Annotated in this window: 26 protein-coding genes; 14 read left to right on the top strand and 12 right to left on the bottom strand. The window is 67.2% G+C overall.

Annotated features, from left to right (window positions below):
- Window positions 1–12 precede the first annotated feature (12 nt).
- The 4 genes from fliI to fliF are packed head-to-tail and all read right to left on the bottom strand — an operon-like array spanning window position 13 to window position 4,898.
- The gene (gene fliI, locus PIGHUM_RS10065; RefSeq protein ID WP_124079443.1) at window positions 13–1,434 is read right to left on the bottom strand and encodes a flagellar protein export ATPase FliI; all 1,422 of its coding nucleotides are present in this window, start codon (window positions 1,432–1,434) and stop codon (window positions 13–15) included.
- Complete coding sequence (locus PIGHUM_RS10060) at window positions 1,427–2,212, bottom strand: flagellar assembly protein FliH (RefSeq protein ID WP_124079442.1); 786 nt, start codon at window positions 2,210–2,212, stop codon at window positions 1,427–1,429. Before PIGHUM_RS10060 ends, fliI begins: the two co-directional genes overlap by 8 nt.
- Window positions 2,205–3,212 (bottom strand): flagellar motor switch protein FliG, encoded by a 1,008-nt coding sequence (fliG, locus tag PIGHUM_RS10055; protein ID WP_124079441.1) that lies wholly within the window; start codon window positions 3,210–3,212, stop codon window positions 2,205–2,207. Before fliG ends, PIGHUM_RS10060 begins: the two co-directional genes overlap by 8 nt.
- Window positions 3,213–3,239: 27 nt before the next feature.
- Window positions 3,240–4,898, bottom strand: coding sequence for a flagellar basal-body MS-ring/collar protein FliF (fliF, locus tag PIGHUM_RS10050; protein ID WP_124079440.1), 1,659 nt, complete (start codon window positions 4,896–4,898; stop codon window positions 3,240–3,242).
- A 210-nt stretch (window positions 4,899–5,108) separates the two neighbouring features.
- On the opposite strand from fliF, the gene fliE reads away from it, so the two are divergent.
- Window positions 5,109–5,456 (top strand): flagellar hook-basal body complex protein FliE, encoded by a 348-nt coding sequence (gene fliE, locus PIGHUM_RS10045; protein WP_246013083.1) that lies wholly within the window; start codon window positions 5,109–5,111, stop codon window positions 5,454–5,456.
- A gap of 3 nt (window positions 5,457–5,459) precedes the next feature.
- Here fliE and PIGHUM_RS10040 read toward each other — a convergent pair whose 3' ends face one another.
- The 6 genes from PIGHUM_RS10040 to PIGHUM_RS10015 all read right to left on the bottom strand — a co-directional run bounded on the left by PIGHUM_RS10040 (window position 5,460) and on the right by PIGHUM_RS10015 (window position 9,847).
- On the bottom strand, window positions 5,460–5,798 hold the full coding sequence (locus PIGHUM_RS10040) for an EscU/YscU/HrcU family type III secretion system export apparatus switch protein (RefSeq protein WP_124079439.1): 339 nt from the start codon (window positions 5,796–5,798) through the stop codon (window positions 5,460–5,462).
- Window positions 5,795–7,057: a flagellar hook-length control protein FliK gene (locus PIGHUM_RS10035; protein ID WP_124079438.1), complete on the bottom strand. Its 1,263-nt coding sequence runs from the start codon at window positions 7,055–7,057 to the stop codon at window positions 5,795–5,797. Before PIGHUM_RS10035 ends, PIGHUM_RS10040 begins: the two co-directional genes overlap by 4 nt.
- Before the next feature lie 2 nt (window positions 7,058–7,059).
- Entirely contained in the window at window positions 7,060–7,431 is a 372-nt protein-coding gene (locus PIGHUM_RS10030; RefSeq protein WP_124079437.1) for a flagellar protein FliT, read from the bottom strand.
- On the bottom strand, window positions 7,431–7,838 hold the full coding sequence (gene fliS / locus PIGHUM_RS10025) for a flagellar export chaperone FliS (RefSeq protein WP_124079436.1): 408 nt from the start codon (window positions 7,836–7,838) through the stop codon (window positions 7,431–7,433). The genes PIGHUM_RS10030 and fliS overlap by 1 nt, the downstream gene beginning before the upstream one ends.
- 143 nt (window positions 7,839–7,981) lie before the next feature.
- A complete protein-coding gene (fliD, locus tag PIGHUM_RS10020; protein WP_124079435.1) occupies window positions 7,982–9,448 on the bottom strand; it encodes a flagellar filament capping protein FliD in 1,467 nt (488 codons plus the stop codon).
- A gap of 36 nt (window positions 9,449–9,484) precedes the next feature.
- On the bottom strand, window positions 9,485–9,847 hold the full coding sequence (locus PIGHUM_RS10015; RefSeq protein ID WP_160142231.1) for a flagellar protein FlaG: 363 nt from the start codon (window positions 9,845–9,847) through the stop codon (window positions 9,485–9,487).
- A gap of 242 nt (window positions 9,848–10,089) precedes the next feature.
- Here PIGHUM_RS10015 and PIGHUM_RS10010 point away from each other — a divergent pair, with 242 nt between their 5' ends.
- The 3 genes from PIGHUM_RS10010 to PIGHUM_RS10000 all read left to right on the top strand — a co-directional run bounded on the left by PIGHUM_RS10010 (window position 10,090) and on the right by PIGHUM_RS10000 (window position 11,006).
- On the top strand, window positions 10,090–10,344 hold the full coding sequence (locus tag PIGHUM_RS10010) for a type II toxin-antitoxin system HicA family toxin (protein ID WP_124079485.1): 255 nt from the start codon (window positions 10,090–10,092) through the stop codon (window positions 10,342–10,344).
- A complete protein-coding gene (locus tag PIGHUM_RS10005; protein ID WP_124079433.1) occupies window positions 10,341–10,676 on the top strand; it encodes a type II toxin-antitoxin system HicB family antitoxin in 336 nt (111 codons plus the stop codon). Before PIGHUM_RS10010 ends, PIGHUM_RS10005 begins: the two co-directional genes overlap by 4 nt.
- Before the next feature lie 72 nt (window positions 10,677–10,748).
- Window positions 10,749–11,006 (top strand): CopG family antitoxin, encoded by a 258-nt coding sequence (locus tag PIGHUM_RS10000; protein WP_124079432.1) that lies wholly within the window; start codon window positions 10,749–10,751, stop codon window positions 11,004–11,006.
- A 166-nt stretch (window positions 11,007–11,172) separates the two neighbouring features.
- Here the strand turns inward: PIGHUM_RS10000 and PIGHUM_RS09995 are convergent, their stop codons facing one another.
- Window positions 11,173–12,759: a flagellin gene (locus PIGHUM_RS09995; protein WP_124079431.1), complete on the bottom strand. Its 1,587-nt coding sequence runs from the start codon at window positions 12,757–12,759 to the stop codon at window positions 11,173–11,175.
- Window positions 12,760–13,071: 312 nt separating this feature from the next.
- On the bottom strand, window positions 13,072–14,226 hold the full coding sequence (locus PIGHUM_RS09990) for an ATP-binding protein (RefSeq protein ID WP_124079430.1): 1,155 nt from the start codon (window positions 14,224–14,226) through the stop codon (window positions 13,072–13,074).
- Between the two features lie 212 nt (window positions 14,227–14,438).
- On the opposite strand from PIGHUM_RS09990, the gene flhD reads away from it, so the two are divergent.
- From flhD to flhA, 10 genes are all read left to right on the top strand, one after another.
- Window positions 14,439–14,816 carry a flagellar transcriptional regulator FlhD gene (gene flhD, locus PIGHUM_RS09985; protein WP_342773185.1) on the top strand — a complete coding sequence of 126 codons (378 nt, stop codon included), beginning with the start codon at window positions 14,439–14,441 and terminating at the stop codon, window positions 14,814–14,816.
- Between the two features lie 35 nt (window positions 14,817–14,851).
- Complete coding sequence (gene flhC, locus PIGHUM_RS09980; RefSeq protein WP_124079429.1) at window positions 14,852–15,403, top strand: flagellar transcriptional regulator FlhC; 552 nt, start codon at window positions 14,852–14,854, stop codon at window positions 15,401–15,403.
- A 200-nt stretch (window positions 15,404–15,603) separates the two neighbouring features.
- The gene (gene motA / locus PIGHUM_RS09975; protein WP_124079428.1) at window positions 15,604–16,464 is read left to right on the top strand and encodes a flagellar motor stator protein MotA; all 861 of its coding nucleotides are present in this window, start codon (window positions 15,604–15,606) and stop codon (window positions 16,462–16,464) included.
- Window positions 16,465–16,488: 24 nt separating this feature from the next.
- The gene (gene motB / locus PIGHUM_RS09970) at window positions 16,489–17,400 is read left to right on the top strand and encodes a flagellar motor protein MotB (RefSeq protein ID WP_124079427.1); all 912 of its coding nucleotides are present in this window, start codon (window positions 16,489–16,491) and stop codon (window positions 17,398–17,400) included.
- 39 nt (window positions 17,401–17,439) lie between these two features.
- On the top strand, window positions 17,440–18,402 hold the full coding sequence (locus PIGHUM_RS09965; protein ID WP_124079426.1) for a chemotaxis protein: 963 nt from the start codon (window positions 17,440–17,442) through the stop codon (window positions 18,400–18,402).
- The gene (gene cheY, locus PIGHUM_RS09960) at window positions 18,392–18,787 is read left to right on the top strand and encodes a chemotaxis response regulator CheY (RefSeq protein ID WP_124079425.1); all 396 of its coding nucleotides are present in this window, start codon (window positions 18,392–18,394) and stop codon (window positions 18,785–18,787) included. The genes PIGHUM_RS09965 and cheY overlap by 11 nt, the downstream gene beginning before the upstream one ends.
- The gene (locus PIGHUM_RS09955; RefSeq protein ID WP_124079424.1) at window positions 18,787–19,533 is read left to right on the top strand and encodes a protein phosphatase CheZ; all 747 of its coding nucleotides are present in this window, start codon (window positions 18,787–18,789) and stop codon (window positions 19,531–19,533) included. Before cheY ends, PIGHUM_RS09955 begins: the two co-directional genes overlap by 1 nt.
- Before the next feature lie 12 nt (window positions 19,534–19,545).
- Complete coding sequence (locus PIGHUM_RS09950) at window positions 19,546–21,345, top strand: chemotaxis protein CheA (protein WP_124079423.1); 1,800 nt, start codon at window positions 19,546–19,548, stop codon at window positions 21,343–21,345.
- Between the two features lie 146 nt (window positions 21,346–21,491).
- Window positions 21,492–22,661, top strand: coding sequence for a flagellar biosynthesis protein FlhB (gene flhB / locus PIGHUM_RS09945; RefSeq protein WP_246013077.1), 1,170 nt, complete (start codon window positions 21,492–21,494; stop codon window positions 22,659–22,661).
- A complete protein-coding gene (flhA, locus tag PIGHUM_RS09940) occupies window positions 22,658–24,748 on the top strand; it encodes a flagellar biosynthesis protein FlhA (protein WP_124079421.1) in 2,091 nt (696 codons plus the stop codon). The genes flhB and flhA overlap by 4 nt, the downstream gene beginning before the upstream one ends.
- Window positions 24,749–24,771 lie beyond the last annotated feature (23 nt).

The following is a 24,771-nucleotide window of genomic DNA, read 5'->3' as shown; positions in this document are numbered from 1 at the left end:
CGGGCATGTCGGTCAGGCCGCCGCATCGAAATGTTCGGCGATGGCGGTCATCTGGGCCAGGCTGTCGGCGAAGGGGGCGCGGGCCTGCATGTCCTGCTGCAGGAACTGGCCGATCGCGCCGTGCGCGGCGATCGCCTGGTCGAGTTCGCGGTCGGATCCGGGCACGTAGGCACCCACCTGGATCAGGTCGCGGGAGCGCTGGTAGCGCGAGAACAGTTTCTTGACGGTGCGGGCATGCCGCTGCTGGGCGGCATCGACGATGTTGTGCATGGCCCGCGAGATCGATTGTTCGATGTCGATGGCCGGGTAGTGGCCGGTGTCGGCCAGGGCGCGGTTGAGCACGATGTGGCCGTCCAGGATGGCGCGCGCCGAATCGGCGATGGGGTCTTGCTGGTCGTCGCCTTCGGTCAGCACGGTATAGAAGGCGGTGATCGACCCCGCGCCATGGGTGCCGTTGCCGGCGCGCTCGACCAGGGCCGGCAGCTTGGCGAAGACCGAGGGCGGATAGCCCTTGGTGGCGGGCGGCTCGCCGATGGCGAGCGCGATCTCGCGCTGGGCCATCGCATAGCGCGTGAGCGAATCCATGATCAGCAGCACGTTCTTGCCCTGGTCGCGGAAATGCTCGGCCAGCACGGTGGCGTAGGCTGCGCCCTGCAGGCGCATCAGCGGCGCGGCGTCGGCCGGCGCCGCGACCACCACGGAACGGGCCAGGCCTTCGGGACCGAGGATGTGGTCGATGAATTCCTTGACCTCGCGGCCGCGCTCGCCGATGAGCCCGACCACGGTGACGTCCGCTTCCGTGTAGCGGGCCATCATGCCCAGCAGCACGCTCTTGCCCACGCCCGAGCCGGCGAACAGGCCCATGCGCTGGCCCCGGCCCACGGTGAGCATGGCATTGATGGCGCGCACGCCCACGTCCAGCGGGCGCTCGATGGGCTGGCGCTCGATCGGATTGATCGGGCGTGCGGCCAGCGGCGCGCGCTGGGCGGCGGGGATGGGGCCGAGGCGGTCGAGCGGGCGGCCCGCGCCATCGACCACCCGGCCCAGCAGCGCGTCGCCCACCGGCAGCTGCTTGGTGACCTCCTCGAGCGTGTCCGGCGCCTCGGCCGCTCCGGCGCCGGGCGCATAGACCGGCGCGGGGCGCTGGGTATCCAGCGGCATGACCAGCGAACCGGCGGTCAGGCCGTGGATCTCGGTCGAGGGCATCAGGAACAGGCGCTCGCCGTTGAAGCCGACGACTTCGGCTTCGGCTTCGCGGTCGCCGCCCTGGACGATGCGGCAGGTGCTGCCCACGGGCAGTTTCAGGCCGACCGCTTCCATGACCAGGCCGGCCACGCGCGTGAGCCGGCCCGAGACGGCCGCCGGCTGCACCGACCGCACCCGGGCGGTGCAGTCGGCGACGAAGCGGGTCAGCGCGGCGGACGGCTCATGCATGGGCGTCGTCCCAGGGGGCGTCCTGGCCCAGCGCGGCCAGGGTGCGCTTCCAGCGGGTCGGGAGCGTGGCGTCGATGTCGGACTGCTGCGTGGCGATGCGGCAGCCGCCGGGGGCCATGGCGCTGTCTTCGACGATTTTCCACTGGCCGAGCTCGAGTTCTTCGCCCAGGTGGGCGCGCACCAGCTGGACGTCGGCGGGATGCAGCAGCAACTGGCGGCCGGTCTCGCCGCCGGTCAACTGGTCGAAGGCGTCGCGCACGACCGCCAGCACGGCATGGGATTCCTGCGCCAGTTCGCGCCGTATCACCTGGCGCGCGATCTCGACCGCGAGATCGATCAGGCGCGGCGCCAGTTCGGTTTCGAAGCGCGCGAACACGTCCGACGCGGCCAGGGCCGCCTGGCGCAACTGTTCCGCTTCGCGCCGCGCGGCGGCGCTGCCCTGGTCGTAGCCCGCGGCATAGCCTTCGTCGAAGGCCGCGGTCTTGATGCGTTCGACCTCTGCCGGGTCCACGGCGGGCTGCGGTTCGGCGGGCCCGGCGGCCGGGGCGGCCTGCGTGGCGGCCTGGGCCGTGACCGCTTCGCGCGCGCGCCGCTCGGCCTCCTGTTGCGCCGCAGCCAGGGCCTGCTGGATCGCGCGCTTTTCTTCCTCGGTCTGCGGCCGCAGGCGCGGCGCCCCCTGCGGCATGCCCGCGGCGAAGCTCTCCAGCTTCCATACCGGCAGGTGGCGGCCTTCCTCGGCCGGCACGATGCGGCGCGGCGCGGGCTGCTGTTCAGACATACTGGTCCTCGCCCATGCCGTTGATCGCCATGTCGCCGGTCTCGATCAGGCGGCGGGCGATCTTCAGGATTTCCTTTTGCTGCAGTTCGACTTCGGAAATCCGCACCGGTCCGCGCGCCTCCAGGTCGTCGCGCAATTGCAGCGACGCGCGCGAGGGCATGCAGCGGAATACTTTCTCGCGCAGTTCCGCGCTCGCGCCCTTGAGCGCCAGGATGAGCGTTTCCGGCGTGATCTCGCGCAGCAGCGTCTGCATGCCCTGGTCGTCGGCGTCGATCAGGTTCTCGAACGAGAACATCTCGTCGATGATGCGCTGCGCCAGGTCGCCGTCGGTCTGCCTGACCACGTCGAGGATCTGGTGTTCCGACGAGGATCCGACGAAGTTCAGGATCTCGGCGGCGGTCCTGATGCCGCCGAGCTTGCGGCGCTTGATCTGTTCGTTGCCGGACAGCATCTTGAGCAGGACGTCGTTGAGTTCGCGCAGCGCCGCGGGCTGGATGCCGTCGAGCGTGGCGATGCGCAGCAGGACGTCGCCGCGCACCCGGTCCGGCAGGTAGTTGAGCACCGCGGCGGCCTGGTCCGCTTCCAGGTGCACCAGGATGGAGGCGATGATCTGCGGGTGTTCGTGGCGGATCAGTTCGCCCACGCTGCCCGGGTCCATCCATTTCAGGCTCTCGATGCCCGAGGTGTCGCCGGTGTGCAGGATGCGGTCGAGCAGGAAGCCGGCCTTGTCCGCGCCCAGCGCGCGCGTCAGCACGTTGCGCAGGTAGGCGTCGGCATCGGCCCCCAGTCCGGTATGGCTGCCGATGTCGGCCTCGAAGCGCTCCAGCACCAGTGTCATCTCCTCGCGGACGATCCCCTGCATGCCGGCCATCGAGGTGCCGAGTTTCTGCACTTCGCGCGGCGACAGATACTTGAGCACCTGCGCGGCTTCCTCCTCGCCCAGGGACAGCAGCAGGATGGCGCCGTCGATGACGCCTTGTTCCGGATCGTTATTAGCCACGTGGATGGATCATCGCGAAAGGCCTGCTCAGACGTTCTGGCCGTCGTTGATCCACTGCCGGATCACGTTGGCGACGACTTGCGGGTTGCCGCGGGCGAACTGGCGGACACGTTCCAGCGGATCTTCCTGCGGCGGTGCGCCGGCAGTCTCGGCCTCGGCGGCGGCCATGAGCGGCGCACCGGCCGGGAAAGCCGGCTCCAGCGGCGGCTGCGGCGCCGTCATCTGCTTGATGGCGGGCCGGATCACGCCGATGATCAGGTACAGCACCGCCAGCGCCACCACCAGGGCGACGCCGATGCCGCGCGCCAGGTCGATGAATTCCGGCTGCTTCCAGAAGGCCGGCTCGGGCACGGCCTCGGCGCTGCTTTCATTGAACGGGATGCTGATGACCGACACCGAATCGCGGCGCTGCGGATCGAAGCCCACGGCGTCGTTGACCAGCGCCTTGATCTGCGCGAGCTCGGCCTCGCTGAGCGGGGCGGTGACGGTCTCGCCCTTGACCACGCTGGTGCGGTGGTTGACCACCACCGCGGCGGACAGGCGCTTGATGCGGCCGACCGGCTCGCGCACGTAGCGCACCGTCTTGTCCAGCTCGTAGTTGGTGGTGTCGGCGCGCCGCAGATTCTGCGCCGCCTCGCGATTGCCGGTGGCCGCGGCCGTGGGATTGGTCGCCGCGTTGCCCGTGACGGGCGCGGTGGCCACGCCGGGCGGCGTATTGCTGAGCGAGCCGGGCACGCCTCCGTCGGTGCCGGCGGCGGGCTCGCGCGCCTCGGAGCTTTGCCGGCTGCGCACGGCCGCCTGGTCGGGGCCGCCGTTGGGGCGGTAGCTCTCGTCGGTCTGTTCCTGCCGGCTGAAATCGAGGTCGATCGCCACCTGGGCGCGCAGGTTCTGCGCGCCGACGATGGGCGAGATCAGTTCGGCGATGCGGCGCGCGTACTGCTGCTCCATCGCGCGCAGGTATTCGAGCTGGCTGGCGTCCAGGCCGTTGGCGTCGGCGTCGTTGGACGACAGCAGCGTGCCGGTCTGGTCCACCACGCTGACCGCGCCCGGGGCGAGCTGGGGCACGGAGGAGGACACCAGGTGCACGATGCCGGCCACCTGGGCGCGTTCGAGCAGGCGGCCGGGCAGCATCTGCACCAGCACCGAGGCGGTGGGCCGGTTCTGTTCCCGCATGAAGATGCTGGGCTTGGGAATGGCCAGGTGGACGCGCGCGCTCCTGACCGTGCCCAGGCTCTGGATGGAGCGCGCCAGCTCGCCTTCGAGCGCGCGCTGGTAGTTGACCTGTTCCTGGAACTGGGTGAGGCCCAGCCGGCTGTTGTCCATCAGCTCGAAGCCGACGTTGCCGGCGCGGGGCAGCCCTTGCGAGGCCAGGCGCAGGCGCACTTCGTGGACCTGGTCGGGCGGCACCAGGATGGCGCTGCCGCCGTCGGCGACGCGATACGGAATCTTCTGCTGCTGGAGCGCGGCGACGATGGTGCCGCCGTCCTGGTCGGACAGGCCGCTGAACAGCACCCGGTAGTCGGGCGCGCGGTTCCACAGCAGCACCGCCACGATGACGGCGACGAGCACCGGAATGCCCACCAGCAGCCCCAGCCGATGGCGCGTGTTCAGCCTGCCGAACGCGGCCATGAGCTTGTGGCCGCTGGGCGAGCCCGCGGCGGGCTGGTTCTGCGTGTCGTCGGCCATGTAATGATGAAGCGGGTCCGGATGCCTGGGCTGCGGGGCGTCCGAGCGACCTCCCCCTTTTTCTAGGACTCGTATTATTACCGGGGACTGTCACAGCCAAGGCAGGAATAAGCGGGTTTTGCCCCGGCTCTTCCCGCTCTGGGATTCTTCCCGCATGCCTATCATCCTGGCATCGGCAGACAGGACTCTTTCCAGGCAGGAACCCTCCATATGGACCGCATCCAGGACGTGCTCGCTTCTTTTCCCGGCCAGGCCCAGGCCAGCGGCACCGGCATGGCGCGCGCTGCGCAGATGCTGTCGCGCCCGGACGCGCTGATGGGCGGGACGCAGGCGCCGGCTTCGTTCGCCAACGTGCTGGTCGACGCCATCCAGGGCGTGCAGCAGGCCCAGACCGAGGCGTCCGCCATGCAGCGCGCCTACCAGCAGGGCGACCCCGAGACCGGCCTGGAAGCCACCATGATCGCCATGAACAAGGCCAGCCTGTCGTTCCAGATGCTCGCGCAGGCGCGCAACCGCGTGGTCGCGGCCTACAACGAAGTCATGAACATGCAGGTCTGAGGCTCAGGGCGTTCTTGCCGGCCCGCCTTCGCCGGCCGCGCCCGCGGCTGCGTCCTGCCGGTAGACCCAGGCCAGTACCTCGGCTACCGCCGCATACAGCGAAGGCGGGATGCGCGCGTCCAGGTCCACTTTCATCAGCAGGTCGATCAGCTCGCGCGAGCTGTGCACGAACACGCCCGCATCCTTGGCGCGGCGCAGGATTTCCTCGGCGATCATGCCGCTGCCCTTGGCGACCACGATAGGCGTCTTGCGCTCTTTCTCGTAGCGCAGCGCCACCGCCTGGATGCGCCGCGGGTCGTCGAGCTTGTCGTCGCCCGGGAAATCGTTCGGCGGGGCGTTCATGCGCGGGCCGGGGAGCGCGAGGCGGTGGCGACCTGGAGGTCGGTCATGCGCAGTCCCTGGCCATCCAAGGCCTGCTGCAGGTCCAGGCCGCCGCCCGTGAGCCGGGCCTGCAGATCGCGCAGGCGCTGTCCCCGCAAGGCATGGGTGTCGGGCTGGATGGCAATGCGGGCATCGGTGCCGGCCAGCGTGACGTCCACCTGCAAGGTGCCGAGATGGCGCGTCTGGACGGCAATGCGTATGCGCCAGGACAGCGGCAGCTCGGCATCGCGGCCCTGGCCGTCGTCGGGCTCGATCTCCAGCGTGAACGGCTGCTCGGCCCAGGCACCCTGCAGGAACAGGCGGCCGCTGGCCAGCACCGCGATCTGGTCCTGCACCACCTGCCGCACGTCCGGCGGAATGGCGTCGAGCGCCGCTTGCAGGCCTTTGGCGGCATTCTGCTCGGGCGTGGCCGGTTCGGCGGGCAGGGCGGCCGGCGCGGCGGCCGCGGGAGCGTGTTCTTTGGCCGGCGGCCCGGGCGATAGCGCGGCCTGGGGTTCGGTCCGCAGCGTGTCCAGCTCGCGGCGGCCTTCGCGCCACTCCTGCAGGTGGGCCTCGTAGAACAGCCCCGACTGCGCGACGCCCTGCTGCAGGCGCTGGGCGGCCTCGGCGGCGGTGGCGTCGGCGCCGAGGCGCAGCGGCGCGAGCGGGACGCTGCGCTGCGCGCCGCCGATCTCGTCCACCAGGGCCAGCAGCAGGCGGGCCGAGCCGCTCAGCATCACCTTGGTGTCGCCGGTCTCGACCTTGAGTTCGGCCAGCGACGGCAGCGCGATCGGCGCGACGCCGCGCAGCGCGCGAACGGCGTTGCCGCGCCCGGCCGTGTCGGCGGCCTCGCTGTCCGTTACGCCGCCGGGAGCGGCTGCGGGCGCGCCGCCGGCCCGCCGGGCCTGCTCCTGGCCTTGCAGGAAGGTGCGGTCGTCGAGCAGGCGCAGCACGATGGAGGCGCCCGGGCTCAATGCCTGGCGGGTATTGACCAGATAGGGCTTGCCGCCGATGTCCACCAGCGCTTCGGTGTCGCTGTTGGCCTGCAGGACCGTGGCGCGCACCAGCCCGTTCGGCAGGGCGGAGCCGCCGGACGCGCGGGCGCCGCCTGGCGTGCCGCCGCCCGGGACGTTGAGCAGCCTGGCCAGGATGGCTTCGCGCGCATCTTCGCGATAGCGCTCCCAGCTCTGCGTGGGAGCGACGCCGCTGATGGCTTGCGTCTGGCGGGTGTCCGCTACCAAGGTCAGCGGTACATCTGCGTGCCGAACGGGTTGCGCCGGGGACGCAGCATCTGTCCGAGCTCCTTCATTCGGGGCTCGGCGATGTCGCGCGTGGCTGCATCGTTGGCGAGGATCTCGCGGATCAGCCCCATGCAGGCCTGGCGCTCGGCCGGCGGGCAGGTCTCGATGGGGCAGTGGCGGAGTTGTCCGACCAACTGCGCGCAGGCGGACTCCTGCTCGGTCAGCGCGTCCCAGTCGCCGCGTCGGGCGGCGGCGAGCATGGTGCGGCTGATGTCGGTCAGCTGCAGGTAGAGGGCCTGCAGCGGCGAGGCCGGGCAGTCCGGGCAGGGGGCGTGGACGGGGGCTTCCATGATGGCGTCGGAGCAGGCAGCCATCAGGCGGCCGCCTGATCGCCGGGCTCGATCGAGGCCCAGGCCTCGCGCAGCTCGTCGAGCAGCCGGATGCTTTCCTGCAGCGGCGCGGCGTCGTTGTCGATGCCGGCCTGCATCGTGCGGCGCACGATGTAGTCGTACAGCCCGTTCAATTGTCCGGCCAGATCGCCGCCGGCCTTGTGGTCCAGGCTGGCCCGCAAGCCTTCGTCGATGATGCGGGTGGCGCGCGACAGGGCCTGGGTCTTGCCCAGGGGGTCTTGCGCGTCGATGCAGCCGATGGCCTTGCGCAGCGACTCCAGCGCGCCATCGTAGAGCATGAGGATAAGTGCGTGCGGGCTGGACGTGGACACTCCGGTCTCCACCCCGACGCTGACGTAGGCCCTAGCCCCAAAATTCCCGAATCCCGACACGTGTGCCTCCTGCTGAACGTGTGAGGGCTTGCAAGAGCGCAACACCCTAATGGATTTAACGACGGCGGCGGCGCGACCTAAAGTGCGAATTGGCGGCGTGAAACCGCCGAATTCGCGCTATGGTGCCTATGCGTCAACCCTGGTCATTGCTTGTTGAGGTTCTGCAGCGCTTCGATCTGCTGGGTGAGGAAAGTGCCGGTCGTGTTGAGCTGCGCGATCAGGCTGTCGAGCGCGGTGAACTGCTGGCGGTAGCGCGCCTCGATCTGGCTGAGGCGGTTCTCGAGCTGCTTCTGCTGGCCTTGCAGCGTCTTGGCCGAACTGTTCAGGCCGTCGACGCGGGTGTCGATCGCGCCTTGGTTGCTGGTGTAGGAGCTCAGTTGGGCCGCAAAGCGCTCGGTGAGGCTTTGCGTGCCCGCGCCGAAGGGCTCGGAGGTGAAGAGCTTGGCGATGGCCGACGGATCTTCCGCCATCGCCTTGGTGAGCCGCTCGGTGTCCAGCTTGAGCGTGCCGTCGTTCTGGAAGCTGACGCCCAGCGACGATAGCGAGGTATAGGGACCGGTCGCGCCGGCCAGCGGCGAGAACAGCTCGCCGCGGATGCGCGAGACCACGTCGCGCACCAGGCTGTCGCCTGCCAGCGGGCCATTGCCGGAACTGGCTTCGCCCTTGGTCTCGCTCGGCGTGTTGAGCGCCAGCGAGTTGGCGGTGGAGAGGAAGCTGTTGTAGGCCGAGACCAGCGCCTGCAGTGCGCTGGTGCCCGAACTCGCGTTCGTGCCTATGGCGACGGTGCTGGTGCCGGCTTTCTGCAGCGTCAGGGTCACGCCCGCGAGCACGGTGGTGACGGTGTTGCTGGCGCTGGAAACCGAGAGTCCGTCCAGCTTGAACTGGGCGTCGGCGCCCGCCTGCAGCCGGCTCATGCCCGAGTTTGTGCCTGTGCTGGAATAGGCGGGAGAGGTGGCCGGATCGTAGTCCAGGAACGAAAGCGCTTCGCCCGAACCGCCGGCCGATTCCGCGGTATCGATCTTGAAGGCGTGGGCCGCGCCGGTATCGGACGACGTCAGCACCAGCCTCGATCCCGATCCGTCGTTGATCAGCGATGCGGTCACCCCCATGGCTGCCTGGTTGATCGCATCGCGCACCCCGGCCAGCGTATTGTTGCCGGCGCCTATCGTGACCGTCTTGGTCTCGCCCTCGCCCGCGACGAAAGCGCCTTCCTTCACACTGCCGAAAGTAAAAGTGAGCGTGCCCGAGCGCAGTTGCGCATCGTCGTCCAGGGCCGAGCTGACGGCCTTCTCGGCCAGCGCCAGCGACGTCACCTCCAGCGTATGGCTGGCCTTGCTGGCGGCATTGGTCGCGCTTACCGTGGCCACGCCGGTGTCGGACGACGTTCCCGTCATGCCGTTGAATTTGGCCTCGGTCAGCCCGTTGACGGCCGTCAGCAGCGACGACAGCGAGCTTTTGAGCTGTCCGAATGCCGAGATCTTGGATTGGACCGTCGACTCCTGCTGCTGCAGCTTGACCAGCGGCACCTTCTCCGCGTTCATCAAGTTGGTGAGCAGGGTGGACAGCTCGAGACCGGAACCCACGCCGAGGGCGGATCCTACGCTAGCCATGAAGCGCTCCTGGTGTCTGGTTGGATCGGCGGGCCGTCAGGCCTTGCCGTTGAGCAGCACGCCCTTGATCTGGTCCAGCGACCGGCTCAAGGCGAGGGCTTCTTCGGAAGGGATCTGGCGGATCACGTCCTGCGTATCGCCATCGAGGATCTTGACCACGACCTTGCCGCTGTCTTCGTCGATGCTGAACGTCAGGTTGTGCGTCGCCAGCGGGATGAAACGATTGAACGTATCCACCGCCGCCTGCAGTTCGCCCGCCTCGTGCACCTGCGCGGTGGCGGGCAGCGACGGATCGAGCCGGCTGCCGGCGCCGGCCGGCGTGAGAGGCTGGGCCGGCGACGCCGCACTGCCTGACGAGGCGCGCAGATCGACCGGCGTACCGATGGCGTTGATGCTCATGAAGGCTCCGTGCCTGGAAAGTTGCATGCCCGGGAATGAGGCGACGCGGATAGGGAGTTTATCGGGTGGAAGGAGAAAAACTTAAGCGGAGAGGCGCGCAAGGGCAATGGTGGGTTGCGCGGATGGACAAATAGGGGCTCGGCGCCAAGCCGGGTCGGGCGAGCAAGGCTAGCATGGCCAGAGCCACCTGAAAGGAGGTGGTGCATGTATGTGTGAATTTGGTACTATATTTCGGTACTTCAATGAGAGCCAGGCATAGGAAAACGCTGGAACTGGTCTATTCGCGTCCCGTGCCAAGCGGGGTGAAGTGGGACGCCGTTCGTGCGTTGTTCGTCGAGTTGGGTGCGCACGTTGCGGAAAGAGAAGGTTCGCGGGTAGCTGTCGCAATGGGCGGCCAGGTACGGGTGTTTCACCGACCTCATCCTTCCCCGGATATGGACAAGGCTGCTGTTGCCAGCGTGCGGAGCTGGCTCGAAGAGTTGGGAATCGTGCCATGAAGAACGTCATGATCATCGATGGCTTCCAGGCCATCATTCACTACGACCCGGATATCGGGATGTTCCGCGGCGAGTTTGCCGGCTTGAATGGCGGTGCGGATTTCTATGCCGCAGATGTCCACGGATTGCGCAGGGAAGGCGAGGCGTCCCTGCGCGTTTTTCTGGAAGAATGCGCACGCCGCGGCATAGAGCCGCGCAAGGCGTTTTCCGGCAAATTCAACCTGCGCGTGCCGGTGGAGGTGCATGAGGCCGCAGTCGTGGCTGCCGCCGCTGCCGGGCGAAGCCTGAACCAATGGATTGCGGGCCTGATCAGGGAAGCCGTGAGGGCGTGAAGCCGGCGAGCCTGGCTGCCGCAGATTGCGGCCGGTCAATACCGCATATGCATCGGAAGGAGACCGATCTCTATGAGCGCCAAATCCAAACCCATGCCTTCTTTGAGCAGCGATGAGGCTGCCGAAGCGTTCGTCGCGGGGGCCGATTTATCCGACTACGACTTGTCCGACTTCAAGCCGATGCGTTTCGAGGTTGTTGAAAAAGAGGCTGTGTTGAACATCCATATTCCCGTTGCGTTATTGGAAGCAGTCAAGGCCAAGGCTGCCGCAAAAGGGATTCCCTATGCGCGCTATGTGCGGATGGTGCTGGAAGCGGATATTGCCGGTTGAGGGCAGGCATTGCGATTCATCATTCCACCAAGGCTTGCAGTTCCTCGGAAGCCTGGCGCGGCAAGCGGCGTCCAGCGAAAAAAACGGCACCCGTTTGTGCCGGATGCCGTTTTTTCTTGCAAGTGCCTGCTCGCGCCGCTTGGCGGCGCGCGGGGCGATGGCGTGCTTAGCCGCGCAGCAGCGACAGCACGTTGTTGGGCAGCGAGTTGGCTTGCGCCAGCATCGCGGTGCCGGCCTGCTGCAGGATCTGCGCGCGGGTCAGCGAGGCGGTTTCGGAAGCGAAGTCGGCGTCGCGGATGCGGCTGCGCGAGGCGGACAGGTTCTCCGAGGTGGTTTCCAGGTTGGAGACGACGGAGCCGAAGCGGTTCTGCACGGCGCCCAGGTTGGCGCGGGCTTCGTTGACCGACTTGAGCGCGGCGTCCATGGCCAGGATGGCGTTGTCGGCGCCGTCGACGGTGGAGATGTCGAGGTCGGCAAAGCCGGTCTTGGTTTCGCCTGCGACATATTTTGTATCGTCAGAGGCGGAGCTATCAAAGCCGTCGGTCAAGCCTGCGGATAGCAAGGTGTTTGCTGCAGTGCTACCGGTGCCAGCGGCAATTGTGAAATCGCCAGTCTTGGAGCTCAGGACCAGACGCCCATTGTCGACCGTGGCGGTGACGTTGTGTTCGGCGGTACGGTCGTTGATGGCGGCGGCGAGGTCGTTCAGGCGGGTGGCGGTATTGGTAGTCTTACCTACGGAATCGATAGCTACACCGTTGATCAGGATGTCGCCGTGACCTGTGGCATCGTAGGTGGTCTTGGCAGGCTGGTGGGCGCCGACAGTATGCGTGCCGACGATGTTTTCGCCGGAAATCTTGAACTCGGTCTTGCTGGAGTTCGCGAACGTGAGTCCGCCCGCCCCATCGTCAGTCACAGTGAGGCCACTGAAGCCGGCATTGTTGATGGCAGTGCCAACAGCGGTAATGTAGGCTTCCTTGGCCGAGGCGAGCGCGTCATCAGTGCCTGTTTCTTCAGAGCCGCTGACTGCACCGATGGAGAGTTCGACCCCGTTGATGGTGATTTTGCTAGCCGCAAAGGTGGCGGTGTAGTCGCCAGCCGTTGTGGTGCTCTCTACATAGCTGGCATTCGAGGTCAACGCGTCGTCAGTGAGAGTACCCGAGCCATTTGTCGGGGCAGTCGTCGTGCCACCGCTAGGCGTAGCCCCCGCCACCGAAGCGCTCGTCGCCAGTCCCTTCCACGTGCCCAGCGAATCCACATTGGCATTCGCGATCTTGTCGATCGTGATCGTCTGGCCCTGGTCGGCGCCGACCTGGAAAGCCTGCTGGGTGAACGAGCCGTCGAGCAGCTTGGTGCCGTTGAAGCCGGTGTCCTTGGCGACGCGGCCGATTTCGGCGGTCAGCTGGGCGACTTCCTTTTGCAGGGCGGCGCGGTCGTCGCTGGAGTTGGTGGCGTTGCGCGACTGCACGGCCAGTTCGCGGATGCGCTGCAGGTTGGTGCCGATCTGGCTCAGCGCGCCTTCGGCGGTCTGCGCCAGCGAGATGCCGTCGTTGGCGTTGCGCACGGCCTGGTTCAGGCCGTTGATCTGCGTGCTCATGCGCTCGGAGATGGCCAGGCCGGCGGCGTCGTCCTTCGCGCTGTTGATGCGCAGGCCGGTCGACAGGCGCTGCAGGGCCGTGTTGATGGTGCTCTGCGAGCCGTTCAGGTTGCGCTGCGCGTTCAGCGAAGCGATGTTGGTATTGATGACTTGTGCCATGACTGATCTCCGTGAGGGCGAGTCATATCTATCGTTGGTTCCGGGCTCGGGGCCCGCCATATGCATCTGCGGCCGGGACTCCTTCCGCAATTGCTCGAGGGCCGTCGCACCGAGGTGCGCGCTGGGCGCCTGACTGGCCCGTGGGCTGGTGCAGTCGCGGCCGCGTTGAGGCAATTAACGGGGGTGGGATTCGAAACTTTAGGCAGGCGGGAGGGCGCTTGCGAAAAAAATACCGCTAAAGTTTTCGCGTTTCGATCCGAGGGATAGGGCGGAAGAACCGCCGCTATTCTCCGGTTGGCGCGTTGCCGGCCCTCAGTTGGACGCTTCCAGCGTGAAGTAGAAAGTAGCGCCGCGTCCCGGCGCGCTTTCCGCCCAGATCCGGCCGCCGTGGCGGCTGATGATGCGGCGCACGGTGGCCAGGCCGACGCCGGTGCCGGGAAAATCGCTTTCGCGGTGGAAGCGCTGGAAGGCGCCGAACAGCCGCCCGGCCGTTTCGAGCGCGAAGCCGGCGCCGTTGTCGCGCACGAAGTAGATGGTGGCGGTGTCGCGCGCGAGGCTGCCGAATTCGATGTGCGCCCGCTCTTGCCGGCCGGTGAACTTCCAGGCATTGCCCAGCAGGTTGTCCAGCGCGATGCGCATCAGGCCGGCATCACAGTCGGCGATGGCCGAGCCGGGCAGTGCCGTTTCAACTCGGCGCTGCGGCTCATGGCCGGCCAGACCCGCCAGCACCTCGCGGGCGAGCGCGGCCAGATCCACGGGGACTTTGCGCAAATCGCCCCGGTTGATGCGGGCGAGCTGCAGCAGGTCGCCGATCAGCCTGTCCATGCGGTGCGTGCTGTCGAGGATGTGCCGAAGGTATTCGGCATGGCCGGACGCCAGCTGGCCGCCGAGTTGACGCTGCAGCAGTTCGGCAAAGCCGCCGATCTGCCGCACGGGCGCGCGCAGGTCGTGCGAGACCGAGTACGAAAACGCCTCGAGTTCCTCGTTGGTGGCGCTGAGCTGGCGCGTGCGCTGCGCGACGCGCAGTTCAAGCTCGTTCTGGGTGCGGCGCGCGGTTTCCTGCCGCTCCACGTGCTGCGTCATGTCCTGGATGTGGCCGCACACCGCCATGGGCGCGCCGGCGTCGTCGCACAGACAGCTCATGTGGACCTCGAACCAGCGGGGTTCGCCTTTCACGGTCCAGATCTGTTCGAAGCGCTTGCGGCCGCGGCTTTCGAGCAACTGGCGGTGGCGCTGCATGGTGAGCCGCCCCAGCGCGAGGGGCAGGACCTCTTCCAGGGTGAGGCCCGGGCAGTCCGTGGCCTGGCGTCCCAGCAGTCCGGCATAGGCCTGCGAGACATGCAGGTAGCGGCCATCGAGGTCGGCCACCCAAGTCGGAGCGGGGAGGGATTCGAATGCGGCTTGTAGGGGGCGGCGGGAGGAAGACGGTGCGGTATCGCGTTTCACGGGGGGAATCGCGCTCGACATTTATTATGTGAAGGAATGAAACTTTCGATACAATGTTTTGTAGGGGGAATTCCTACAAAAAGAGTGTACCGAGGTAGACGAAAAAACCAGCGTGCTTCCCCTATTTTTTTGGTAACCGATGTCGCATAATTTACATATTGAATAGGATGTTGCCGGTTTTTTACGTCGGCGCACGATCATGCCAACCAGGCATGTGGCTGAAAGGAATCACAATGAGTCAAGTTAGCGCGCTGGCAGAGGCGGACGTTCCGCCTGCACTCCAAGGCGTGTCCTCGAGCATGTCCCGTCTGGGAGCCGAGATCCGCGACGCCAACCTGACCTACCTGCTGCTGGCCCAGCAAATGCTGCGCGTGGACCGCAGCGAAGCGCTCTACCGTCTCGGTCTGTCCAGCGAAGTGGCCGACATCCTGGCCTCGCTGACTACCGCGCAACTGCTCAAGATCGCGGGTTCCAGCATGCTGCTCGCCCGTTTCCGTTTCGACGATTCCCTGATCTGGAACCTGCTCTCGTCCCCCAAGCGGGACGACGCCACGCCGCGCATGCATGCCGCCATCCTGATGGCCAGCCGCACGGCAGGCTCCAAGGCCTGAGGGCCGCAATCGTAACAGGTTTGCACAGGGTTCCCATGGTTCGCGCCAAAAGCGTGCTGTCCGAAGCGCGCCAGATAGAAATTGCTTCCGAGCTGATCCGCCTCGATGCCCGGCTGCAGGTGCTGGAGGCCGAGGTCGAGTTGTCGCGCGAGCGTTTGCTGCGCCTCTACCGCGAGATCCAGGGGAAATCGCCCCCCAAGGGCATGCTGCCGTTTTCCACCGATTGGTTCATCACCTGGCAGCCGAACATCCACGCCTCGCTGTTCATGAACATCCACCGCCACCAGTGCGGTATCGAGGACGCCACCGCCGCCGAGGCGCTGATCCGCGCCTATCGGCTGTACCGTGAACAGATTCTGCAGCTGGGCATGTCCGAAGTGCTGTCGATTACCCGGGCATGGCGGCTGACCCGCTTCTTCGATGCGGGCATGCTGGGCATGACGACCTGCACCTCGTGCGGCGGGGATTTCGTCACCCACAGCTTCGAGCTGGCCCATCAATATGTGTGCGGCTTGTGCAACATGCCGTCGCGCGCCGGCAAGACGCGGCGTGCCAGCGCCCCCGAGCACGCGGCCGCCCATCCCTGACGGCGCGGGCGGCCGCTTCGCCGCTGTCCTCGAGCGCCCTCAAGATTTCCTCGACGCTGCCGAAAACATGCTCATGCCCGCGCGAGGCCGGGTGGTTTTTCATCGCCGGGCCGCCCCAGGGTGAAAAACGCCTCCCCTGAGGGGGCAGCGATCCCGCGCCGCGGGTGAGCGTGGGGGTCATTTTTCAGGAGCGCGAGCGCATGCTCGTCATCATCGGCTACATCATCGTTGCGGCCTCGGTGCTCGGCGGCTATGCCATGCACGGCGGCTCGCTGGGCGCGCTGTTCCAGCCTTTCGAGCTGGTCATCATCGGCGGTGCGGCTATCGGCGCGTTCGTGTGCGGCAATTCGGGCAAGGTGGTGCGCGCCACGCTGAAGGCGCTGCCGACCACGCTGAAGGGCTCGCATTTCACCAAGCAGCGCTACCTCGACCTGCTGGCCCTGATGTACGAGATCCTGACCCGCGTGCGCCGCGAAGGCCTGATGTCCATCGAGGCCGACGTGGAGGAACCCCACAACAGCCCGCTGTTCCAGAAGTTTCCCGGCCTGCTGGCCGACGAGCACCTGATCGAATTCATTACCGACTACCTGCGCCTGATGGTCAGCGGCAACCTGAACCCGCTGGAGCTGGAAGCCCTGATGGACCAGGAGATCGAGACCCACCACCATGAGGCCAGCGTGCCGGCCACGGCCATCCAGCGCATCGCCGACGGTCTGCCGGCGTTCGGCATCGTGGCGGCGGTGATGGGCGTGGTGAACGTGATGGGCTCGGTAGGCGAGCCGCCCGCCGTGCTGGGCGCCAAGATCGGCGCCGCGCTGGTGGGCACTTTCGTGGGCATTCTGCTGGCCTATGGCGTGGTGGGCCCGCTGGCGTCCGTGCTCGAGCAGAAAGTCAGCGAAAGCAGCAAGCAGCTCGAATGCATCAAGGTGGCGCTGCTGGCCAGCCTGAACGGCTACGCGCCGGCGCTGGCGGTCGAGTTCGGACGCAAGGTGCTGTTCTCGACCGACCGGCCCAGCTTCAGCGAGCTCGAAGACACCGTGCGCGGCAAGTCCGCCGCCTGACGGCCGAGCAAGGGAACAGCGGCCATGGCAGCCAAGGACGGCGTCACCCCCATCATCATCCGGCGCCCGCGCAAGCGGGGGCACACGGGCGGCCATGGGGGCGGCATGTGGAAAATCGCCTATGCCGATTTTGTGACAGCGATGATGGCCTTCTTTCTGTTGATGTGGCTGCTGTCCACCGCGGCCAAGGCGGAGCTGGAAGGGATTTCCGAATACTTCCGCACGCCGCTGCGCATGGTGCTGACCAAGGGCGACGTGGCGGGCGACCCCGTCAGCGTGATGACGGGCGGCGAACACATGAGCGTGCGTACCACGCCGCAGCGCCGCGCCAGCGACGAGGCGCAGGAAGCGCGCGACCGCCGCAAGCTCGAAGAACTCAAGCTGGATCTGGAAAGCCTGATCTTCACCCAGCCGGTGCTGCAGCAGTTCAAGGATCAGATCCTGCTCGACTTCACCGATGAAGGCCTGCGCATCCAGATCATCGACGAAAAGAACCGTCCCATGTTCGATTCGGGCAAGACCGTGCTCAAGGACTACAGCCGGGTGATCCTGCACGAACTGGCGCGCGCGCTCAACGGCGTGGAGAACAAGATCTCGATTTCAGGGCATACCGACGCCACGCCCTATGCGGGCGGCGGGGCGAGCTACAGCAACTGGGAACTCTCGGCCGACCGCGCCAACGCGGCGCGCCGCGAGATGGTGGGCGCGGGCATGCAGCAGGACAAGGCGCTGCGCGTGGTGGGGCTGTCCGACTCGGTGCCGCTCAACCGCGGCGACCAGCGCGCCGCCGAGAACCGGCGCATCAGCATCGTGGTGCTGAACAAGCGCAGCGAAGAATTTCTCAAGAAAGGCGGGGTTTCTGTCGATGTACCTGCCATTCCGGATCTACCCGCGGGCGCCAAACCGCTGCGGCTATCCGCTCTCGAAACGCAGTAATCACTGGGCCGGGTCATGCCGGCCGGTATGGAGGAAGCTATGGGTGCCGGCGACAATCGGTTGATGGAAATGGTGGACGAGAAGGCGCGGCTGGCCGGTTCCAACAAGATGGAGCTGCTGCTGTTCTCGCTGGGCGGGAGCGAGGTTTTCGGGATCAACGTCTTCAAGGTGCGCGAGGTCTGCGAAACCATTCCGATCACCCGGACGCCCAACGTGCCGCGCGGCGTGGAAGGCATCATCTCGCTGCGCGGCGCAATCCTGCCCGTGATCGACCTGGCGACCACCATCAACATGCAGATCGATGCCCCGCGCACCAAGCTGCTGATCACCGAGTTCTCCAGCCATACGCAGGCCTTCCTGGTGGCCGACGTCGATCGCATCGTGCGCATCGACTGGGACAAGGTGAAGTCGCCCCAGTCCATGCCGTCCAGCAACACCTCGTTCATGACCGCGCTGACCGAACTGGCCGACGGCAAGCTGGTGTCCATCCTCGACGTCGAGCAGATCCTGGCCTCGGTCATCGGGGAAGACAAGATCCCGGCCGAGATCCAGCAGATCGACGCGGACATCAAGGCCAACGTATTCTTCGCCGACGACTCCACGCTGGCGAGGAAGAAGATCACCGAGGTGCTCGACCGCATGGGGCTGCCGCATCAGCATGCCACCAACGGCGCCGACGCCTGGGAGAAGCTCAAGGGTATCGCCGCGCGCGCCGACGCCGAGAAGCTGCCGCTGGACATGACGCTGGGCCTGATCCTGGTCGATGCCGAGATGCCGGAAATGGACGGCTACGTGCTGACCCGCCACATCAAGGCCGACCCGCGCTTCGCCAGGATCCCGGTCGTCATGCATTCGTCGCTGTCGTCCGTTGCCAACAAGAAGCTCGGGCAGCAGGTCGGCGTCGATGCCTACGTCGCGAAGTTCCACCCCTCCGAACTGGCTAGCATGATCGCCACCCAACTCACCCATATCAAGGCCAGAAAGGGAGCAAATGAAGCCTGACGATTTGAAATTCCTTATCGTCGACGATTTTTCGACGATGCGGCGCATCGTCCGCAATCTGCTGAAAGAGCTCGGCTACAACAACGCCGACGAGGCCGAAGACGGCCAGGCCGCGCTGAGCAAACTGCGCAGCGGCCTGTTCAATTTCGTGGTCAGCGACATCAACATGCCGAACATGAACGGCTTCGAGCTGCTGCGCGAGATCCGCGCCGACGAGCAGCTCAAGAAGCTGCCGGTGCTGCTGGTGACCGCCGAAGCCAAGAAGGAAGACATCGTGCTGGCGGCGCAGATCGGCGCCAACGGCTATATCGTCAAGCCCTTCACCAAGGCGACGCTGGAAGAGAAACTGACCAAGATCGTGCAGAAAATGATCGGGAGTGCGTGATGTCCCATAGCGGCGATACCGAAGACCTCGAAGCCCTGTTCGACCAGATCTCGTCCGAGACGCTGGCGCGCCTGGATGCCGAACCCGGCTCGGCCGGCGACGCGCCTGCCTCCGCGGCCGAGCCTGCCCGCGACATGGAGCACTCGCCCGAGTTCTACCAGCGCGTCGGCATGCTCACGCGCCAGCTTCACGATGCGCTGCGCGAGCTGGGCTACCACCAGAAGGTGGAGCAGGCGGTGCATTCGCTGCCCGACACCCGGCAGCGGCTGGACTACATCGCGCGCCTGACCGGCCAGGCGGCCGACCGCGCGCTGTCCAACGTGGAGAAGGGCCAGGAGATCCTCGAGGGCGTCGAACGCGAGGGCGCGCGCCTGTCCGAACAGTGGCAGGCGCTCTATGCGCGCAAGCTGGGCGTGGAGGACTTCAAGCAGGTCGCGGCGGACACCCACGCCTACCTGCAGAGCAGCCAGAACGACGCGCGCGCGGCCCACGCGCTGCTGACCGACATCATGATGGCGCAGGACTTCCACGACCTCACCGGCCAGGTAATCCAGAAGGTGGTGCTGCTGGCCCAGAACTTCGAGGACGAGCTGGTCAAGCTGCTGATCGAAAGCACGCCGGCGGACAAGCGCAATGCGGCGCATAGCGAATGGATGAACGGTCCGGTCATCGACGCCGGCAGCCGCGACGACGTGGTGACCAGCCAGGCTCAGGTCGACGACCTGCTCGAAAGCCTGGGTTTTTGAGCGAGTACGCGAGTGTCAGCCTTTACCGACATGCAGGACCTCCTGATCGACTTCTTGACCGAAGCCTCCGATCTGCTCGATGACGTGGATATCGGCCTGGTCGAGCTCGAGCAGCGCCCGGACGACGCCGGCCTGCTCAACCAGATCTTCCGCGGTTTCCACACCGTGAAGGGCGGGGCCGGCTTCCTGGAGGCGAGTGCCCTGGTGGAACTGTGCCACCGTGGCGAGAACCTGCTGGACCTGCTGCGCGGCGGATCGCTGCGGGTGACGCCCGAGATCATGGACGTGATCCTGGCGGCCACGGGCGAGGTGCGGCGCATGTTCTCCGAAATGGAGCGTGGCGCGATGCCGGAGCCGGCGCCGTCGGCACTGCTGCGGGGGCTGGAGGCGGCCGCCCGGGGCGAAACCCTCGACGCGAGCCTGGCGGGCGCCGCCCCGGCGCCCGCCGAGCCGGCGGCAACGGTTTCGGAGCCGGATGAGCCGGACTGGCTGGGCTACTACCGCGCGGCTTTCGGCGAGCCTCCGGGCCTGGCCGCGCCGACGGCCGCGCGTGCCGCCGCTCCGGCGCCCGCGCAAGAAAGCTCGCGTCCCTACCGGCCCGAGATGCTGGCTCCCGCGGCGGGCGCCGCGCCGTCCGCCATGGCCAAGGATTCGACCATACGCGTCGATACCTCGCGCTTCGACCAGATCCTGAACCTGTCCGGCGAAATCGGCCTGACCAAGAACCGCCTGAGCTGCCTGCGCGAGGCCCTGCTGGGCGGCCGCCGCGACGATCCGGCGGCCGAGACGCTTTCCGCCGTGTTCAGCCAGCTCGACACCCTGGTGTCCGATCTGCAGTCGGCGGTCATGATGGCGCGCATGCAGCCCGTGGGCCGCGTATTCCAGAAATACTCCCGGCTGGCGCGGGATCTCGCGCGCCAGCTCGGCAAGGACGTCGAGCTCATCATCACCGGCGGCGAGACCGAGGTGGACAAGACCATCCTCGACGAACTGAACGATCCGCTGGTGCACCTGGTGCGCAATGCGGTCGACCACGGTATCGAGACCATGGTCGAGCGGCGCTCGGTCGGCAAGCCGCCGCGCGGCACGGTCCACCTGTCGGCGCGCCAGACCGGCGATTCCATCGTGGTCGAAGTGTCCGACGACGGCCGCGGCATGGATCCCGAGGTCATTCGCCGCAAGGCGGTCGAGAAGGGCGTCATCAGTTCGGAAGACGCCGCCGTGCTCGACCATGCCCATTGCCTGCAGCTGATCTTCCTGCCGGGGTTCTCCACGCGCAGCGAGGTCAGCGACCTGTCCGGGCGCGGCGTGGGCATGGACGTGGTCAGGACCAACATCGAGAAGCTCAAGGGCCAGATCGACATCCAGTCCGCGCCGGGCATGGGTTCGCACATCGTGATCTCGCTGCCGCTGACGCTGGCCATCCTGCCGGTGCTGATGCTCAAGCTGGTCGACCAGCCCTACGCCATCCCGCTGTCGGTGGTGCGCGAGATCATTCCGCTGCGCCAGGAGGAGATGCATCGCGTGGGCAACAGCCAGGCGCTGACCATACGTGGGGAGATCCTCCCGGTGGTGGACCTGGCCGTGCTGCTGGGCCGCGAGCGTGCCGAGCCGCCCTCGCTGGCGGTGGTGGTGGCGCATGGCGAACGCCAGTTGGTGCTGGGAGTCGATGGCTTCATCGGCCAGGACGAAGTCATGATCAAGCCGCTCGAAGGCATCCATCCCAGGGGCGTGGCCGGCGCCACGCTGTCGGGCGACGGCACGCTGGTGCTGGTGCTGGAAATGAAGCAGCTGCTCGAAGGCGTGTTCTGATCCCGCTGGGCGAGTAACCCCTGTTTCCGCGTTCTGTTCCGGGCTTTGCCATGTTCCGCCTTCGCGAATAATGCGAAGGTCGGCACTGGCAGGGCGGCATGCGCTCGTCTTCGCTTGCCCGGCGTTTCGTCGATACCCGGAAGACAGTGGCAGATAACCAGGAAAGCGGCCAGGAAAAAAGCCTGGCGCCATCGCAGCGGCGCTTGGACCAGGCGCGCGAGGAAGGACGCGTCGCACGTTCGCGCGACCTGTCCGGCGCGATGGCGACGTTTGCCTGCGTGGCTGCGCTGGCCGTGGCCGGGGCGGCTGTGGCCGACCGCGCCATGGGCTGGATGAAGTCGTCGTTCGTCTCGGCGGCCGCGACCGCGGCGCTCACGCGCGATGAAGCGGTACTTCTCAACACGCTCAACAGCATGATCGGCGATGCGCTGCTGGCCATCGCGCCGGTGCTGGCCGCAGGCATGCTGGCCGGCGTGCTCGGCTCGCTGGGCCTGGGCGGCCTGGTGCTGTCCGGCAAGGCGCTGACGCCGAATTTCGGACGGCTGTCGCCGCTTGCCGGCCTGGGCCGGATCTTTTCGCTCGCGGGCCTGGGCGAATTGGGCAAGTCGCTGCTCAAGGTGGCGGTGCTGGGCGGCGTGGCGGCCATGCTGGTCTGGCAGGGGGCGCAGGGCTGGCTGTCGCTGGTGCTGCCGTCGCAGCATCGGGCGCTGCCGGAGCTGGGCGGCATGCTGACGCACCATGCGCTGATCCTGGCCGGCTCGCTGTTCGTGATCGCCGCCGCCGACGTGCCGCTGCAGTGGTGGAACCACCACAAGAAGCTGCGCATGACGCTGGAAGAGGCCAAGCAGGAAAACAAGGAAACCGAGGGCGACCCGCACGTCAAGGGCAAGGTGCGCCAGCTGCAGCGCGAGCGAGCGCGCGCGCGCATGATGCAGGCGGTGCCGTCGGCCGACGTGGTCGTGACCAACCCTACCCACTACGCCGTGGCCCTCAAGTACGACGAAGGCGGGATGGGAGCGCCGCGCGTGGTCGCCAAGGGCACCGACGCGGTGGCGGCGCGCATCCGCGAACTGGCCGCCGAGCACCGCGTGGCCGTGCTCGAAAGCCCCAGGCTGGCGCGCGCCCTGCACCGCCATGCCGAGGTGGACCAGGAAGTCCCCGTTGCGCTGTACCGGGCCGTGGCCCAGGTGCTGGCCTACGTCTACCAGTTGCGCGACCATGCCGCGGGCCCGGTGCCCGTGCTGCAGCCGGTGGAAGTGCCCGCCGGCTGGGATCCGCTGGATGATTCGCCGCTGCGCAAGGGAGGCCGGGCATGACGCCGGGCCGCAGCCTGAAGCTGGGAGGCGTGGCCTTCAGTACGTCGCAACTGCGCGAACTGGGCATGCCGGTCTTCATCCTGCTGGTGCTGGCAATGATGTTGTTGCCATTGCCGCCGCTGGTGCTCGACCTGCTGTTCACCTTCAATATCGCAATCTCGCTGCTGGTGCTGATGGTGTCCATCTATACCAAGCGGCCGCTGGATTTCGCCGTTTTCCCCAGCGTCATCCTGGTGACCACGCTGCTGCGCCTGTCGCTCAACGTGGCCTCGACCCGCGTCGTGCTGATGCACGGGCACAGCGGGCCGGACGCCGCCGGCAAGGTGATCGAGGCGTTCGGGCAGTTCCTGGTGGGCGGCAACTTCGCCGTGGGCGTGGTGGTGTTCCTGGTGCTGGTGATCATCAACTTCGTCGTGATCACCAAGGGCGCGGGCCGCATCGCCGAAGTTTCGGCGCGCTTTACGCTGGACGCCATGCCGGGCAAGCAGATGGCGATCGACGCCGACCTGAACGCCGGCCTGGTGGACGAGGCGACCGCGCGCAAGCGCCGCGCCGAGGTCTCGCAGGAGGCGGATTTCTACGGCGCCATGGACGGCGCGTCCAAGTTCGTGCGCGGCGACGCCATCGCCGGCATCCTGATCCTGTTCGTCAACATCGTGGGCGGGCTGCTGATCGGCGTCGCCCAGCACGACCTGAGCTTTGCCGAGGCCGGGCGCGCCTACGTGCTGCTGTCCATCGGCGACGGTCTGGTGGCGCAGGTGCCGGCGCTGCTGGTGTCGATCGCGGCGGGCCTGATCGTCTCGCGCGTGGGCGAGGGCGAGGACATCGGCACCGAGGTCGGCAAGCAGCTGCTGGGCACGCCCCAGGCGGTCGCGCTGTCGGCCGGCATCATCGGCATGCTGGGGCTGGTGCCGGGCATGCCCAATGTCGCCTTCATCACGCTGTCCGCCGGCATGGCGGCGTTGTCCTGGTATCTGGCGAAGATGCGGCAGCAGGCGGCTGCGCGGGCCGCCGCGCCGGCCGCCCCGGCCGCGCCCGCGGAGTCGCAGGAGGCGAGCTGGGACGACGTGACCCAGGTCGATACCGTCGGCCTGGAGGTCGGCTACCGGCTGATTCCGCTGGTGGACAAGACCGGCGACGGCGACCTGCTCAAGCGCATCAAAGCGCTGCGCAAGAAGTTCGCGCAAGACGTCGGCTTCCTGCCGGCGGCGGTGCACATCCGCGACAACCTGGAACTCAAGCCGGGCGGCTACCGCATTACGCTCAAGGGCGTGTCGATCGGCGAGACGGAAGTGCAGACCGGCGGTTTCCTGGCCATCAATCCGGGCCGGGTCACCCGCGAAGTGCCCGGCACGCCCACCCGCGACCCGGCTTTCGGGCTGCCGGCGATGTGGATCGAGGCCGGCACGCGCGAGGCGGCGCAGGCCGCCGGCTATACGGTCGTGGACATCGGCACGGTGATCGCCACCCACTTGTCGCACCTGCTGCACAACCATGCGGCCGACCTCCTGGGCCGCGCCGAGCTGCAGGCGCTGTGCGACCACTTCTCGCGCGGCACGCCCAAGCTGCTGGAAGATCTGGTGCCCAAGCTGTTGCCGATGGCGGTGCTGCAGCGCGTGCTGCAATCGCTGCTGGACGAAGGCGTGCACATCCGCGATTTCGGCACCATCGTCGAGACCTTGTCCGAACACGCCGTGCACACTCAAGACCCGGTGGAACTGGTGGGCGCGGTGCGCGTGGCGCTGGGCCGGGCCATCACCCAGAGTATTTTCGGCGCCAGCGGCGATGTCGAGGTGCTGGCCCTGGACCCGGAACTCGAGCGCATCCTGCAGAACATCAGCACCAAGACCGGCGAGATCGGCGCCATCGAGCCGGGGCTGGCCGAGCGCCTGCTGCGCGAAGCCGGCGGCGCGGTCGAAAAGATGGACGGCGTTGGCAAACCCGCGGCGCTGCTGGTGCCCGACCGGTTGCGGCTGGCGCTGGCGCGCCTGTTCCGGCGCTCCGTGCCGCGCCTGAAGGTATTGGCGCATTCCGAAATTCCCGAGTCCCGTTTGATACGCGTCGCCATGACGCTGGGAGGGCGCTGAGCATGCTCCTTTCCGCTAGCCCG

The organism is Pigmentiphaga humi, from assembly GCF_900606115.1.
Classification (GTDB): Bacteria; Pseudomonadota; Gammaproteobacteria; order Burkholderiales; family Burkholderiaceae_B; genus Pigmentiphaga; species Pigmentiphaga humi.
This window is presented reverse-complemented; position numbering and strand designations above follow the sequence as displayed.